15 protein-coding genes are annotated in these 14,434 nt (G+C 69.7%); 8 read left to right on the top strand and 7 right to left on the bottom strand.

Going from position 1 to position 14,434, the window contains the following annotated elements; all coding sequences use genetic code 11:
• Nucleotides 1-197: 197 nt before the first annotated feature.
• The 6 genes from OHA11_RS08050 to OHA11_RS08075 form a co-directional block, all read right to left on the bottom strand.
• Nucleotides 198-1,577 carry an 8-oxoguanine deaminase gene (locus OHA11_RS08050; protein WP_266493460.1) on the bottom strand — a complete coding sequence of 460 codons (1,380 nt, stop codon included), beginning with the start codon at nucleotides 1,575-1,577 and terminating at the stop codon, nucleotides 198-200.
• A 160-nt stretch (nucleotides 1,578-1,737) separates the two neighbouring features.
• Nucleotides 1,738-2,634: a factor-independent urate hydroxylase gene (gene pucL, locus OHA11_RS08055; RefSeq protein ID WP_266493462.1), complete on the bottom strand. Its 897-nt coding sequence runs from the start codon at nucleotides 2,632-2,634 to the stop codon at nucleotides 1,738-1,740.
• A 7-nt stretch (nucleotides 2,635-2,641) separates the two neighbouring features.
• A complete protein-coding gene (gene uraH, locus OHA11_RS08060; protein ID WP_266493464.1) occupies nucleotides 2,642-3,049 on the bottom strand; it encodes a hydroxyisourate hydrolase in 408 nt (135 codons plus the stop codon).
• Nucleotides 3,046-3,564 (bottom strand): 2-oxo-4-hydroxy-4-carboxy-5-ureidoimidazoline decarboxylase, encoded by a 519-nt coding sequence (uraD, locus tag OHA11_RS08065; protein WP_266493467.1) that lies wholly within the window; start codon nucleotides 3,562-3,564, stop codon nucleotides 3,046-3,048. The genes uraH and uraD overlap by 4 nt, the downstream gene beginning before the upstream one ends.
• 155 nt (nucleotides 3,565-3,719) lie before the next feature.
• Nucleotides 3,720-4,088, bottom strand: coding sequence for a helix-turn-helix domain-containing protein (locus tag OHA11_RS08070; protein ID WP_266493469.1), 369 nt, complete (start codon nucleotides 4,086-4,088; stop codon nucleotides 3,720-3,722).
• Entirely contained in the window at nucleotides 4,085-4,339 is a 255-nt protein-coding gene (locus OHA11_RS08075) for a hypothetical protein (RefSeq protein ID WP_266493471.1), read from the bottom strand. The genes OHA11_RS08070 and OHA11_RS08075 overlap by 4 nt, the downstream gene beginning before the upstream one ends.
• A 491-nt stretch (nucleotides 4,340-4,830) precedes the next feature.
• Between OHA11_RS08075 and OHA11_RS08080 the strand changes: the two genes are divergently transcribed.
• From OHA11_RS08080 to rbsD, 6 genes are all read left to right on the top strand, one after another.
• The gene (locus OHA11_RS08080) at nucleotides 4,831-5,862 is read left to right on the top strand and encodes a LacI family DNA-binding transcriptional regulator (RefSeq protein ID WP_266493474.1); all 1,032 of its coding nucleotides are present in this window, start codon (nucleotides 4,831-4,833) and stop codon (nucleotides 5,860-5,862) included.
• Between the two features lie 281 nt (nucleotides 5,863-6,143).
• Nucleotides 6,144-7,184, top strand: a complete 1,041-nt coding sequence (locus OHA11_RS08085) for a substrate-binding domain-containing protein (protein ID WP_266493476.1) — start codon at nucleotides 6,144-6,146, stop codon at nucleotides 7,182-7,184.
• A 7-nt stretch (nucleotides 7,185-7,191) separates the two neighbouring features.
• The gene (locus tag OHA11_RS08090; RefSeq protein ID WP_266493479.1) at nucleotides 7,192-8,151 is read left to right on the top strand and encodes an ABC transporter permease; all 960 of its coding nucleotides are present in this window, start codon (nucleotides 7,192-7,194) and stop codon (nucleotides 8,149-8,151) included.
• 8 nt (nucleotides 8,152-8,159) lie between these two features.
• Entirely contained in the window at nucleotides 8,160-8,969 is an 810-nt protein-coding gene (locus OHA11_RS08095; protein ID WP_266493482.1) for an ATP-binding cassette domain-containing protein, read from the top strand.
• On the top strand, nucleotides 8,962-9,903 hold the full coding sequence (locus OHA11_RS08100) for a ribokinase (protein WP_266493485.1): 942 nt from the start codon (nucleotides 8,962-8,964) through the stop codon (nucleotides 9,901-9,903). Before OHA11_RS08095 ends, OHA11_RS08100 begins: the two co-directional genes overlap by 8 nt.
• Nucleotides 9,904-9,907: 4 nt before the next feature.
• Nucleotides 9,908-10,303 (top strand): D-ribose pyranase, encoded by a 396-nt coding sequence (gene rbsD, locus OHA11_RS08105; RefSeq protein WP_266493488.1) that lies wholly within the window; start codon nucleotides 9,908-9,910, stop codon nucleotides 10,301-10,303.
• A gap of 61 nt (nucleotides 10,304-10,364) precedes the next feature.
• Here the strand turns inward: rbsD and polX are convergent, their stop codons facing one another.
• The gene (gene polX, locus OHA11_RS08110; protein WP_266493491.1) at nucleotides 10,365-12,107 is read right to left on the bottom strand and encodes a DNA polymerase/3'-5' exonuclease PolX; all 1,743 of its coding nucleotides are present in this window, start codon (nucleotides 12,105-12,107) and stop codon (nucleotides 10,365-10,367) included.
• Nucleotides 12,108-12,307: 200 nt separating this feature from the next.
• On the opposite strand from polX, the gene OHA11_RS08115 reads away from it, so the two are divergent.
• Both OHA11_RS08115 and OHA11_RS08120 read left to right on the top strand, forming a co-directional pair.
• Nucleotides 12,308-13,165, top strand: coding sequence for a TIM barrel protein (locus tag OHA11_RS08115; RefSeq protein ID WP_266493493.1), 858 nt, complete (start codon nucleotides 12,308-12,310; stop codon nucleotides 13,163-13,165).
• Between the two features lie 62 nt (nucleotides 13,166-13,227).
• Nucleotides 13,228-14,145 carry a 2-hydroxy-3-oxopropionate reductase gene (locus OHA11_RS08120; RefSeq protein WP_266493496.1) on the top strand — a complete coding sequence of 306 codons (918 nt, stop codon included), beginning with the start codon at nucleotides 13,228-13,230 and terminating at the stop codon, nucleotides 14,143-14,145.
• Nucleotides 14,146-14,434 lie beyond the last annotated feature (289 nt).

The raw sequence follows: 14,434 nt of genomic DNA on the forward strand, positions 1-14,434 counted from the left end.
CACCGGACCACCGGACCGGCTGACCACCGGGCCGGTGCCCGTCACGGCAAGGAGCGTGGCGGGGGACCGTTCCGGGGCGCGGGCACGTTTGTGCGCGCGCCCCGGAGACGGTCGCCGTGGACCCCGCTCGGGTTCACGGCCACCGGCCGAGGGCCGTCCCCCTCAGCCGGAGATCTTCAGGTGTCAGGTGTCAGGTGTCAGGCCTGCGCGGCGATCCGCGCGAGGCGCTGGGCCTCGTCCCGCGTGGAGCGGGCGATGGCGTCCTCGTCGACGTGCAGCAGACGACCGTTCTCGACGATCTGCTCGCCGTTGACGAAGGAGGCGGTGACCGGCGCCGCGGCGCCGAAGACGAGCGCGGTGACCGGGTCGGCGATCGACGCGTGGGCCAGGGTGTCCAGCTTCCACAGCACGAGGTCGGCGAGCTTGCCGGCCTCAAGGGAGCCGATCTCCCCTGCCCTGCCGACGACTTGGGCACCGCCGTACGTACCGAGCCGCAGCGCCTGACGGGCGTTCAGCGCGGCCTCACGATGGGCGCCGAGGCGGTTGATGAGCAGGGCGTTGCGCAGTTCGGTGTGGAGTTCGCCCGACTCGTTCGAGGCGGTGCCGTCGACACCGAGTCCGACCGGAACGCCGGCCGCCAGCATGTCGGGGACACGCGCGATCCCGGCCGCCAGACGGGCGTTGGACGAGGGGCAGTGGGCCACACCGGTCCTCGTGCGGGCGAAGGCGGCGATGTCGGAGTCGTTCATGTGGACGCAGTGCGCCATCCACACGTCCTCGCCGAGCCAGCCGGTCGACTCGAAGTAGTCGGTCGGGCCCATCCCGAACAGCTCCTTGCAGAACTGCTCCTCCTCGACCGTCTCCGAGCCGTGCGTGTGCAGGCGTACGCCCTTGCGACGCGCCAACTCGGCGCCCTGCTTGAGGAGTTCGGTCGACACCGAGAAGGGCGAACAGGGGGCCACGGCCACCTGCGTCATCGCGCCGAAGGACGCGTCGTGGTGCTCGTCGACCGTCGCCTCGGTGGCGGCGAGGGCCCCTTCGAGGGTCTCGACCGCGAAGTCCGGCGGCAGCCCGCCGTCCTTCTCGCTGCGGTCCATGGAACCGCGGGCGAGGGTGAAGCGGACGCCCATCTCACGCGCGGCCCGGATGATCGAGCCGGACAGGTCGCCGGACCCCCGCGGGAACACGTAGTGGTGGTCCATGGCGGTGGTGACTCCGCCGCGGGCCATCATGCCGAGCGAGCCCTGGGCGGCCGCGTACGTCATGCGCTCGTCGATGCGCGCCCAGGTCGGGTACAGGGCGACGAGCCAGTTGAAGAGGTTGTGGTCCGTGGCGAGGCCGCGGGTGATCCACTGGTAGAAGTGGTGGTGCGTGTTGACCAGGCCCGGGGTCACGAGATGGCCGGTCGCGTCGATACGGCGTACGACGTTGTCCAGGCCCTCCGGGGCCCTGCCCGTGCCGAGCGACTCGATGCGGTTGCCCGCCAGGACCAGGTGGCCGGACGCGTACTCGGTGTCGTCGGCGTCCACGGTCGCGATCGCACAGTTCTCGATGACGATGCGCCGGTCTGCTGCCATGGTTCGTCCTTCTTCGCTGAGGAATCGCTGAGTTGGAGTGGGGGCACGGCAGGACCCGGGGACTTGAGTACCGCGGCCCGCACGATCGGGCGGGCCACGGGTGCCGCAAAAGGAGCCGGTCGAAAGGGAGTTGCTCAAGGGAGTTACTCGAGGGAGTTGCTCAGAGGTTGGTGAGGTCCACCGGGATCTTCGGCTCGCGGCCGTCCCGCAGCACGGTCGCCTCGATCAGACCGTAGGCCCGGTCGGCGGCGAGGTAGACCTCATTCTCGTTCTTCAGCCCGAACGGCTCCAAGTCCACCAGGAAATGGTGCTTATTGGGGAGCGAGAAGCGGACCTCGTCGATCTCCCCGCGGTTCTCGATGATCCGCGAACCCATTTGGTACAGGGTCTGTTGAAGCGACAGCGAGTACGTCTCGGCGAAGGCCTGGAGCATGTGCTTCTTCACCTGCTCGTAGGACGTATCCCAGTTGGGCATCTCCTCTTCGTCGTCGGTCCAGTTGAAGCGCCAGCGGGCGGAGACCTGGGTGGCGAGAATGCGGTCGTACGCCTCGGGGAGCGTCGTGTACTTGTCCTTGACGTAGCCCCAGAATTCGGAGTCGGTCGAGTTCATCACGACGAGATCCTTGAGACCGGAGACGACCTCCCACGACGAGCCGTCGTACGTGACCTGCGTGACGCGGGTCTCCTGGCCCTGGCGGACGAAGGAGTGCGCCCCCTTGCCGGAGTGCTCGATGCGCTCCCAGGCGTATTCCTCGATGCGGATCCGGGCCTGGTGGATCGGTTCCTGACTCGTCACGAAGTGCCGGGCCAGGTGAATGCCGAATTGCTCGGCGGACTCGATGCCGTGCTCCTTGGCGAAGGCGTACACCGTGTTCTTGGTGGTGTCCGTCGGCAGGACGTTCGCGTTGGAGCCGGAGTAGTGGACCTCGTCCATGTCGCCGCTCAGCGACACGGACACGTTGAGGTCCTTGATGTGGTGGGTGGCGCCGTCCCGCGTGATCTTGACGACTCGGTTCTCGGCCTTGCCGTACTGGTTCTGACCCAGAATCGTAGGCATGTGTCTGCTAGCTCCCTCGGTATACGGAGTAGCCGAACGGGTTGAGCAGCAGCGGTACGTGGTAGTGCTCGCCGGGCTGGACGGCGAAGGTGATCGCCACCTCCGGAAAGAACACCACGGGTCCGCTGTCCCGATTCGCGGGGGCGTCCTGCTGCGCATCGGCTTGCTTCTTCTCGAAATACGGCTCTACGGCGAAGTCGAGCCGTACCTGTGTCGTGTCCTCCGGCAGGGCCGGAAGGTCCTTGCACCGCCCGTCCGCGTCGGTCGCGGAGCCGCCGAGTGCCTGCCAGTCCGCCGTACGGCCACCGCGGGCGGCCAGTTGTACGGCGACGCCCACGGCGGGGCGGCCGACGCTGGTGTCCAGGATGTGCGTGGACACGGAGGCCGCGGACACGGCGGCGGTCTCGGTGCTCATGCTGGTGCGTCCTCTTCGACGAGTCGGGTGAGCCGGATGAGGTTGATCTTCCCCAGCTCGGTACGGACGATCTCGCGCTCCCGCCCCGGCGCGTTGCCGATCCGTTCCTTGACCGCGTCACGCATCTGCTCGCCGGTGCGACCGGTCGCGCAGATCAGGAAGACATGGCCGAACTTCTCCTGGTACGCCAGGTTCAGTTCGAGCATCTCCGCCTTGAGTTCCTCGGAGGCGTCGGCCATGCCGCGCTGCTCGCGCGAGGAGGTCGGGTCCCCGGGCTTGGGGCGTCCGATCGGCGGGTGGCCGGCCATCGCCTCCTCCAGATCCGAGGTGGTCAGCTCGGCCATGGCGGCGTCACTGGCGGTGAAGAGGTCGTTTGCGGTGGCATACGGGCGGGCGGCGAGCAGCCGCTTCACCCAGGCGGTGGAGGCACACGCCTCGTGGAGGGCGGCGAAGGCTGCCTGCTCCTCCAGTACGTTGAACCGGGCCAGACCCGGGGGCATGGAAGTCGACGTCACGGGAGCCTCCACGGCCGCGAAGGGCCTTCGTACTGAACGGGCTGCGGACAGCTAACGCCTTCCGGCAACGCGCCGTCAACACTTTGTTGAAAATTCGGGGTGGCGAGACCCGGCCTCAGCCCTCGTCCTCGCAGCTCAGGCCCCCCGCTTGCGGCTCAGGCCTCTTTCTCGCGATTCAGGTAGTTGTAGACCGTGAACCGGCTGACGCCGAGCGCGCTCGCCACGGTCTCCACGCCGTGCCGCACGGAGAAGGCGCCGCGCGCCTCAAGTATCCGTACGACCTCCTGCTTGGCCTTGCGGTCCAGCTCGGCCAGCGGCTTGCCGCGTTTGCGCTCCAGGGCGGCCAGGATGTGGTCCAGCGAGTCGGCGAGCTGCGGCAGACGTACGGCGACGACGTCGGTGCCCTGCCAGGCGAGCACGACATCGTCGGGGCCGGCCTCGTTCGGCGGGAGCATTTCTCCGCCCATGGCGTCGACCAGCGGCTTCACGGCCGTGATGAAGGGCTCGTCCCCGTTGCCGGTCACTTGTCCGCACCCTCCCCGACCACGTTCACCTGGAGTGAGATCCGGGTGGCGCCGGCCTCCAGGGTCCTGCGCAGGAGCGCGTCCACGGCGGCGAGCACGGCGTCGGAGCCGCCCTCCGCCGTGTTGCCGAACGGCCCGACGTCCACCGCGTCCAGCTGCGCCGCCTCGATGACCTCACGGGCGACCAGCGCGTGTGCGGGCGCCTCGTCGAGGTCGAAGGGCTCGGTCGTGAACTCCACTCGCAATCGCACTGCGCCCCAAACACCCTTCTGACCTGCGCATTTACCCAGATCTTCCCTCGCGAGGGCATACACCGCAAGCCGATCGATCGCACTGCGGCGGAGCCGGTCGGCCTGCCACGAGGCGACCCTAGCCGACTCGGGAACCTCCGCGCCCTGCACGTACCCAAGCCGCCCATGCCGCACGACTCAGGGCTTCGGGAGTCACGACACAGCATGGCCCGCAGACAGAAAACCAGCCTGCCGGCAGCCGCCCGCGTGCGCAGCCAACGAGCCACGTGAGCTGCATAAACGCGGCCCGGCCGACCGGGTGGCGGGTCGCTCCGGACGGCGGTGATCCACCATCGTCGTCAGGTGGCGGCAGCGGCGGGCGGACGGCGGCGGCCGGACCCGAGTGCCGAACTCGTTACCGAAGAACTTCGGGCCGACCTCTTGCGCGTCGACAGAGCCGGGGCCGATATTTCGTGCAACGCCAACCAATCAACACGAGTTGAAGGACTGGCATGGTAACTCGCCGCGACGTAGCGCGACTGGCAGGCACCTCGGACGCCTTGGTCAGCTACGTACTCAACGGCGGCCCGCGCAGGGTCGCGCCCCATACCCGCGAGCGGATCCTCGCGGCCATCGACGAGCTCGGCTACCGCCCCAACGCGGTGGCCCGGTCGCTGAAGACCTCCCGCACGATGACCCTCGGGCTCGTCGTACCCGACAACTCCAACCCGTTCTTCGCCGAGCTGGCCCGCGTGATCGAGGACGTCGGCTTCGCCTCCGGCTACACGATGCTGCTGGGCAACGCGATGGGTGACGACGCCCGCGAGGCGACGTACATCCGGACCCTGCTCGACCGGCAGGTCGACGGACTCATCGTCGTACCGGCACACGGCCCGCGCGGCTGGATCACCGAGTTGACCGACCAGGCCGTGCCTCGACTCGTGCTCGACCGTGAGCTGGAACTGCCGGGTGCGACGCAGGTCCTCACCGACAACGAGGACGGCGGATACCGGGCCACCACCCATCTGCTCGGCCACGGCAGGCAGCGGATCGGCTGCGTCGCCGGGCTCGAAGGCATTCACCCGACGGTCGACCGGGTCGCGGGCTGGCGCCGTGCCCTCACCGACGCCGGAGTGGATCCGGCCGCCGCGTCCTTGACACACGTGCCCTTCGGGCGGGCCGACGGTTATCGTGCCGGCCGGCGCATGCTCGCGGGCGCGCAGCGTCCGGACGCCCTTTTCGTCGCCAGCGACGAGCAGGCCATCGGCGTACTGCGGGCCGCCGCCGAACTGGGCGTGCTGGTACCCGACGACGTGGCGGTCTGCGCTTTCGACGGCATCGAGGGCAGCGCGTACACGGTGCCCGCGCTGACGACGATGCGGCAGCCCTTCGACGAGCTCGGTCGCTCGGCCGTCGAATGGTTGCTGGCCAAGATCGCCGACCCGGCGCTGCCGGCGGAGCGCATCACCCATCCCACCACGCTCGTCGCACGCGGCTCCTGTGGCTGTCCCGATCCGGCCGGCGGCGACTCGACGATCGGCTAGCCCCTACAGACGGCTGACCCGGTGGCGGGCAGCATCCTCGACTTGGATCTCAGGATCCGGGCATCCCTGCGCGGTTCCCACACCTCCGCACTGGGCTGACCAGTCATTTTCCCAGGTGTGGCCTTCAGCGACTCGGTCGCTCACGGCGATCCTCCGGTGCTCACCGCGATCCTCCCGGCCAACTCTCACCCCACCGAGCTGACACAAGCCTGCTCTGAAACCAGTTCTGAAGCCAGTTCTGAGACCTGTTCTGACGCAATGACGCGAAGAAAGGCACACCCATGCACAACCACGCTGTGCGCAGAGCCCGTTCCGCCGCCGTCGCCGCCACCTCCGTGGCCCTGCTGGTCGCGATGACCGGCTGCGGCCGAGGCGAGGAGAGTTCCGGTAGCGAGAGCAAGGACGAGGTCCGTATCGCCATCGTCACCCGCAACTTCACCAACCCCTACTGGGCGGCGCTGCGCGACGGCGCGCTGGCCGAGGGCAAGAAACAGGGCGTCAAGGTCGAGGTCCAGGCCGGCGCGTCGGAGACCGACAGCACCGGGGAGAACGCCAAGCTGTCGACCCTGGCGGGGCAGAACTACAACTGCTTCGGCGTGGTGCCGGTGAACGCCACCAACGTGATCACCCCGCTGGTCCCGGTGGCGAAGAAGAAGATCCCGATACTGAACCTGGACACCCAGATCGACGCGGCCGCCTCGAAGCAGGCCGGGGTGTCCTACGCGTCGTTCATCGGCTCGGACAACCTGTCCGCGGGGCAACAGGCCGGGAAGGCGCTGCTGGAGAAGATGGGCGGCAAGGGCGACGTGGCCATCCTGCAAGGCATCGCCGGAGAGCAGAACGGCATCAACCGCCAGAAGGGCTTCTCGGAGGAAGTGGCGGGCAAGCTGAACATCGTGGCCACCCAGCCGGCCGACTACGACCAGGCCAAGGGGCAGACGGTCACCGAGGGCATCCTCAAGGCGCACCCGAAGATCACCGGGATCTTCGCCGCCAACGACACCATGGGGCTGGGCGCCGCGCAGGCGGTGCGCAACGCCGGGCTGACGGGCAAGGTCTCCATCATCTCGGTGGACGGCATCACCGCCGCGCTGGAGGCGGTGAAGGCGGGCACGCTCAGCGGCACCATCTCGCAATACCCCTACGCCGAGGGCCAGTTGGCCGTCCAGGCCTGCATCAACCTGGTCCGCGACATGAAGGTGCCCACCCGGATCGTCGCCCCGATCGCGCTGATCGACGCCGGCAACGCGGCCAAGGCGATCAGCTCCTTCCCACAGCCGTTCGTGCCGTTCGCCAACCCGCTGACCGCGGCCGGGAAGTGAGCTGACCATGGCAGACACCCAGGCGCCGGGGCGGCTCGGCGTACACCTCTCGGTCGCGGCAGCGGCGCGGTTCGCTGCCCCGATCGGGCTGGGCGTGGTGTTCATCGTGTTCTTCATCGCCACTCCCGACTTCCTCACCACGGACAACATCAGCGACCTGCTGGTGTCGGCGGCGATCCTGCTGGTGCTTGCCATGGGACAGCAACTGGTGGTCACCGTTGCGGGCATCGACCTGTCGGTGGGGTCCAACCTGCCCTGGGCGGCGGCGGTGCTCGGATACGCCTACACCCACGGCTGGGGGCTGCCCGCCTCGGTGTCGCTGGCGCTGCTGGCCGCGCTGACGGTGGGCGTGGTGAACGGCCTGCTGGTGGCTCGGCTGAACATGACCGACTTCATCGTCACACTGGGCTCGCTGTCCGTGGTCAGCGGCCTGACCCTCCTGCTCACCAGCGGCAACACCGTCCCGGTGAACTCGGGGTTCCTGCGCGGCCTGGCGATCAACGGGATCGGTCCGGTGCGCTGGTTCTGGGTGCTGGCCTTTCTGGTCGCCGTGCTGGTGGGCTTCCTGCTGTACCGCACCCGCACCGGCACCTACCTGCTGTCCACCGGCGGCAACATCGACGCCGCGCGGGGGGCCGGTATCCACGTCGACCGCATCCGGCTGCTCGCCTACGCCAGCTCCGGGCTGGCCTGCGGGATCGCGGCCGTGCTGTTCGTGGCCCGCACCGGCGGCGCCGACCCCAGCCTGCAGACCGATCTGCTGCTCAGCTCCATCGCCGCGGTGGTGCTCGGCGGGTCCAGCCTGTTCGGCGGGAAGGCCTCCGTACTCGGCACGGTGGCCGGCGCGTTGCTGCTGCAGAGCCTGATCAACGGCTTCACGCTGGTCGGCATCTCGCAGTACTACCAGCCCATCGCGGTCGGCGGCGTGGTGCTCGGTGCGGCCTTCATCTCCCGGTTCCAGAAGTAGAGGCGATCATGACGGACACTCCGGCCCGCCCTGTGGGCAAACCTGCCGCCTCGGACCCGGTCGGCTCGCCGCTCGTGGAGATCACCGGGTTGTGCAAGTCCTTCGGCGCTGTGCGCGCGCTGCAGGGCGTGGACCTGACACTGGCAGCCGGCCAGGTCACCGCGCTGCTGGGCGACAACGGGGCGGGCAAGTCCACCCTGGTGCGCTGCCTGACCGGTGTACACCCGCCGGACACCGGCGAGATCCGGTTCCGCGGCGAGCCGATCCAGCTCGGTTCGCCGGACGACGCCCGGCGGCTGGGCATCGAGACGGTGTACCAGACCCTGGGGCTGGTCGAGGACCTGCCGGTATGGCAGAACCTGTACCTGAACCGGGAGTTGACCAGCGGGTTCGGTCCGTTCCGGGTACTGGACAAGAAATCCATGATCTCCCGGAGCCGGGACATCCTGTCCCGGCTGGACGTGAACGTGCCGAACGTGCGGGCCACGGTCCGGCGGATGTCCGGCGGCCAGCGGCAGAGCATCGCCATCGCCCGGGCGGCCAACTGGGGCGAGACTCTGGTGATCATGGACGAGCCGACCGCCGCGCTGGGCGTGCGGGAGACGGCGGCCGTGGAGGAGCTGATCCACCGGCTCCGCGACGCGTCGGTGACCGTGCTGCTGATCAGCCACGACATGACGCAGGTGCTGCGGGTGGCGGACACCGCGTACGTGCTGCGCCGAGGGCGGTGCGCCGCCCGGCGGACCGTCACCGACACCACGGGCGACGAGTTGGTGGGGCTGATCACCGGGGCCGTCGAAGGAGACGGGCATGTCTGAGCCCGGCTCGCCGCTCGTCGTGGTCATCGGCTCGGTGAACATCGACCACGTCGTGGTGGCCGACGCCTTCCCGTCTCCCGGACAGACCGTTCTCGGTCGGACCGCGCGGATCACGCTCGGCGGCAAGGGAGCCAACCAGGCGGTCGCGGCCGCGTCCGGCGGGGTGCGCACCGCGATGATCGCCCGGGTCGGCGACGACGTCGAGGCGGACAAGGCCCGTGCCGGGCTGGTCGCCGAGGGGGTGGACGTGCACGCGGTGACCACGGTGCCCGGCGCGGAGACCGGCACCGCGTGGATCACCGTGGCGGCCGGTGACAACACCATCATCGTGGTCTCCGGGGCCAACCATCAGTGGCCGTCCGAGGGCGATCCCACCGACGGCGCCGGCGCGGAGGCGGCGGTCGTGCTGGCCCAGTTGGAGATCCCGCTGGACGTGGTACAGCGCGCGGCGGCCGCCTGCCGGGGCCGGTTCCTGCTCAACGCCGCCCCGGCCGCCGAGCTGCCGGACGAGCTGATCTCCCGCTGCGACGTGCTCATCGTGAACGAGCACGAGCAGGCGGCGGTCTCCGGGCAGCCCGACGCGGAGTCCGCGAAGGAGCCGGCCGCCGTCCGGAAGGCGCACGCCGCGCTGCGTGCCCGAGGCGCCAAGGCGGTCGTCACCACACTGGGAGAGGCGGGCGCGATCATCACCGATACGGACGGCACCAGCACCGAACTCCCGGCCGTCCCCGCCGCCGTCGTGGACACCACTGGCGCCGGCGACGCGTTCACCGGGGTGTTCGCCGCCCGACTGGCCGCCGGTGACTCGCTCTTGGCGGCAGCCCGGCTGGGCATCGCGGCCGGCTCCCTGGCGGTGCGGGTGCCCGGTGCCCGACACCACCACGCCGACCTGGACACCCTGCGCGCCATCGCCTCCACCATGGGAAAGGACTGAACCCGTGCAACGCACCGGCATCATCCACCGCGAACTGGCCGGCCTGATCGCCGGTCTGCGGCACACCGACACCTTCGTGATCAGCGACTCCGGGCTTCCCCTGGCGCCGGGTACCCCTACCGTGGATCTCGGCTACCGCTACGGCCGGCCCCCGTTCCTGGACGTCGCCGAGGCGGTGCTCGCACAGATCGTGGTCGAGCACAGCTGGGTGACCGATCAGATCCGCGAGATCAACCCCACCGTCTACACCGCGCTGTGCTCCTTCGGGCTTGAACCCGAACCCCTGGACCATGACGAGTTCAAGGCCAGGGTCCGGGACGCCAAGTTCGCCGTGCGCACGGGTGAGGACACCTTCTTCGCCAACGTGCTCTGCCGCGCCGGCGTCCCGTTCGCCCGGTGACTGGCAGGGCCCCCGATGCTGCCGGTAAGCGCCCTGCACGGACGTCGGGCAGCCCCGCCGGTCACGGCCTGCCCTTGCGCAGGAAACTCCGCAGCCGCCGCTCCGGCCAGGTGTTGATCACGTCGTCCTTCGTCAGCCAGCCGCGCTGGGCGGTGCCGATGCCGTAGCGCATGACGGCGAGGTGCGGGACGGCGTGGGCGTCGCTGTTCACGGCGAACCGCACGCCGTACCGCCGGGCCCGCAGGATGTCCTCGTCGCGCAGGTCGAGGCGGTCCGGGTGGGCGTTGATCTCCAGCGCCGTGCCGGTACGGGCACAGGCGGCGAAGACCGCGTCGAGGTCGGCGTCGATGCCGGGCCGCCTGCCGATGAGGCGGGTCGTGGGGTGGCCGATCAGGTGAACGTAGGGGTTCTCGCAGGCCCTTACGATGCGGCGGGTGAGGGCGTCGCGCCCCTGGTTGAAGTGTGAGTGCACGGAGGCCACGCACAGGTCGAAGCCGGCGAGGAACTCCGCGGGCCAGTCCACCTGGCCGTCCGGGCCGATGTTCAGCTCGGCGCCGTGCAGCAGCCGCAGCCCGCCGCGCCGGCCCCGGGTGGGATACGTGCCGTCCAGCTCGCGCACCCGCTCCCGCTGGGCCAGCATCCGCTCGTCGGTCATGCGCTGCATGGCCATGTCCGGGCCGTGGTCGGTGATCGCGTAGTAGGCGTAGCCGCGCGCGGCGGCCGCCTCGGCCATCTCCTCCAGCGGGGCGAGCCCGTCGGTGAGGTCGGTGTGGGTGTGCAGATCGCCCCGGATGTCGGCCTCCGTCACCAGGTCGGGCAGCTCGCCGCGCAGCCCGGCCTCGATCTCCCCGCGGTCCTCGCGCAGCGTCGGCGGGATCCACGGCAGGCCGAGCCGGGCGTACACCTCGTCCTCCGTCTCGGAGACGATCCTCTTGCCGCTCTCGACGTCGAAGATCCCGTACTCGGAGAGCTTCAGCTTCTGGTGTACGGCCAGTTCGCGGGTGCGGATGTTGTGGGCCTTGGAGCCGGTGAAGTACTGCAGTGCCGCGCCCCAGGAGTCCAGCGGTACGACGCGCAGATCGACGGAAAGCCCCTTGGATGTGCGCACGGACGTCTTCTTCTCGCCGCGCGCGATGACCTCCGTGACGTACGGCAGCTCGGTGAACGCCCGCATGATCGGTGCCGGCTTCTTCGCTGCAGCGAGGATGTCGATGTCGCCGATCGTCTCCCGGACCCGGCGCAGCGACCCGGCGTACGCGCACCGCAGGCAGCCGGTGACCTGGGACAACGCGGCGACGATGGCGTCGGCGAGGTCGCCGGCGACGTCGAGCTGGACGCGGTCGCCGGCGGACCGCAGGAGCTCGATGCCGTGGAGGATGTTCTCCTCCGTCCTCGGCCCGAAGCCCTTCAGGTCGCGGAGCCGTTCCTCGTGGATGGCGTCGGCCAGTTCCTCGACCGACGAGATGCCCAGTTCCTCGTACACCGTCAGCGCCTTCTTCGGGCCGAGGGTGGGGATGGCCGTCAGGCGCCGGACCCCGGCAGGGATCTTCGCCCGCAGCTCTTCGACGGCGGACACGCTGCCGCTGTCGAAGTATTCGAGGACCTTCTGGGCGATCGACTTTCCGACGTTCGGGATCTCCTGGAGACCTTTGAGGTCGAGCGTGGAGACGTCGGCGTGGTGGCCGCCGACCGCTCGGGCAGCCTTCTCGTAGACACGTGCCTTGAACGCGTCTCCGCCGGTGATCGAGATCAGGTCCGCGTACTCCCGCAGCAGCGCGGCGACCTCGTCGTTGGACCGTGCCACATCTTCAGGGTAGGCACGCCCCTCGCGCATCGCGTGCGGAGGCGGATGTGCGGAGGCGGCTGTGCGGGGGCGAATGTGCGCGGGCACTCTTGACAGGCCTCCCCGACCACAGGCAGCCTTCCATTAGACAGAAATAAACTTCCACCATGCGGAATCTGCACGGAATACGACCACTAGCACGGAAAGGAGCGCCGACCCACATGCCAGGTTTCTCGATGGATGCGGCCGCAGAGCAGCGCTTCAACGTCAACCTGTCGATCCTCTTCACTGAGCTCCCGCCCCTGGAGCGCCCCGCGGCCGCCGCGGCGGCGGGCTTCACCGCGGTCGAGCTGTGGTGGCCCTGGGTCGACTCCCCCACGCCCGGGCGCGCCGAACGCGACGCGCTGAAGAAGGCGATCGAGGACGCGGGCGTCCGGCTCACGGGCCTGAACTTCTACGCCGGGCAGCTGCCGGGCCCGGACCGGGGCGCGCTGTCGATCCCCGGCGAGGAGTCGGCGAGGTTCCGCGCGAACATCGACGTGGCCGCGGAGTTCGCGGGGTCGCTCGGCTGCGGGGCCCTCAACGCCCTGTACGGCAACCGCGTCGAGGGCGTGGACCCGGCCGAGCAGGACGAACTCGCCCTGGAGAACCTGGTGTTGGCGGCCCACGCGGCCGACCGCATCGGTGCGGTCCTGCTGATCGAGACCCTCAACAAGCCCGAGTCGCCGCTCTATCCGCTGGTGACCGCCCCGGCCGGGATCGCGGTGGTCGACAAGGTCAACGAGGCGACCGGCCTCGGCAACGCCAAGTTCCTGATGGACCTCTACCACCTGTCCATGAACGGCGAGGACCTGCCGTCGGTGATCGAGCGGTACGCAGCGAAGACCGGCCACGTGCAGATCGCCGACAACCCGGGCCGCGGTGCACCCGGAACCGGCTCGCTCCCCCTGGAAGAGCTGCTCGGCCGGCTCCGCAAGCAGGGGTACGAGGGCTGGATCGGCCTGGAGTACAAGCCGGGCGACCGCCCCAGCTCCGAGGCCTTCGAGTGGCTCCCCGCCGAGGCCCGCGCGGCGCGCTGAGCGCCAACTCATCCACGTACCAAAGCCTGTCGACGTACCAAGGCTTTCAGAGAGGCACCCTCATGAGCGGCACACTCGCAGACTCCTCCCGCCCGACCCGCCCTGCGGTCGCGTGGATCGGGCTCGGCATCATGGGCTCCCCCATGGCGGAGAACCTGATCAAGGCCGGTTACGACGTCACCGGGTTCACCCTGGAACAGGACAAGCTGGACCGGCTGACCGCCGCCGGCGGTACCGCGGCCGGCTCGATCGCCGAGGCCGTGCGGGACGCCGACGTGGTGATCACGATGGTGCCCGCCTCTCCGCAGGTCGAGGCGATCGCGTACGGACCCGACGGCATCCTGGAGAACGCGCGGCCCGGCGCGCTCCTGATCGACATGTCCTCCATCACCCCGCAGACCTCCGTGGACCTGGCCAAGGCCGCGAAAGACAAAGGCATACGGGTCCTGGACGCACCGGTGTCCGGCGGCGAGGCCGGGGCGGTCGAGGCCGTGCTGTCCATCATGGTCGGCGGCGAGCAGGCCGACTTCGACCAGGCCGAGCCGATCTTCGAGGCGCTCGGCAGGACCATCGTGCTGTGCGGCCCGCACGGCTCCGGTCAGACCGTGAAGGCCGCGAACCAGCTGATCGTCGCCGTGAACATCCAGGCGTGCGCCGAGGCCGTGGTCTTCCTGGAGAAGTCGGGCGTCGATCTGAAGGCGGCCCTCGACGTCCTGAACGGCGGCCTCGCCGGCTCCACGGTCCTGACGCGCAAGAAGGACAACTTCCTCAGTCGCGACTTCAAGCCGGGCTTCCGGATCGACCTGCACCACAAGGACATGGGCATCGTCACGGACGCCGCCCGCAACGTCGGCGCCGCGCTGCCCGTCGGCGCCGTGGTCGCCCAGCTCGTCGCCTCACTGCGGACCCAGGGTGACGGCGGCCTCGACCACTCCGCCCTGCTGCGCGCGGTCGAGCGCCTCTCCGGCGCGCGGGTCTGACACCCCGGCACCCACCAGACCCCACACAGACCTCCGGGCGGCGCCACCGCTGACACCTGTCCTGTCGCGCCCAAGCGGTAGCGCCGCCCGGAACTCGCCCGTGAAGCCCGTGGACCCGGATGAGAGGTCGCCCGCGGGTGGCGCGGGTCGGCCGAGGACCGCGGCGGTACGTGAGCCAGTGCGGTGGTGAAGGTCCCGGAGCCCCTTTCTCGACCTGCGGGAAGGGCGGCCCCGGCCCGTCACGGCCGCCGCGGTCCCGGCCGAAACCATGAGAAACCATGAGAAGCCA

Origin of the sequence: Streptomyces sp. NBC_00878, assembly GCF_026341515.1 — a bacterium.
Lineage (GTDB): Bacteria > Actinomycetota > Actinomycetes > Streptomycetales > Streptomycetaceae > Streptomyces.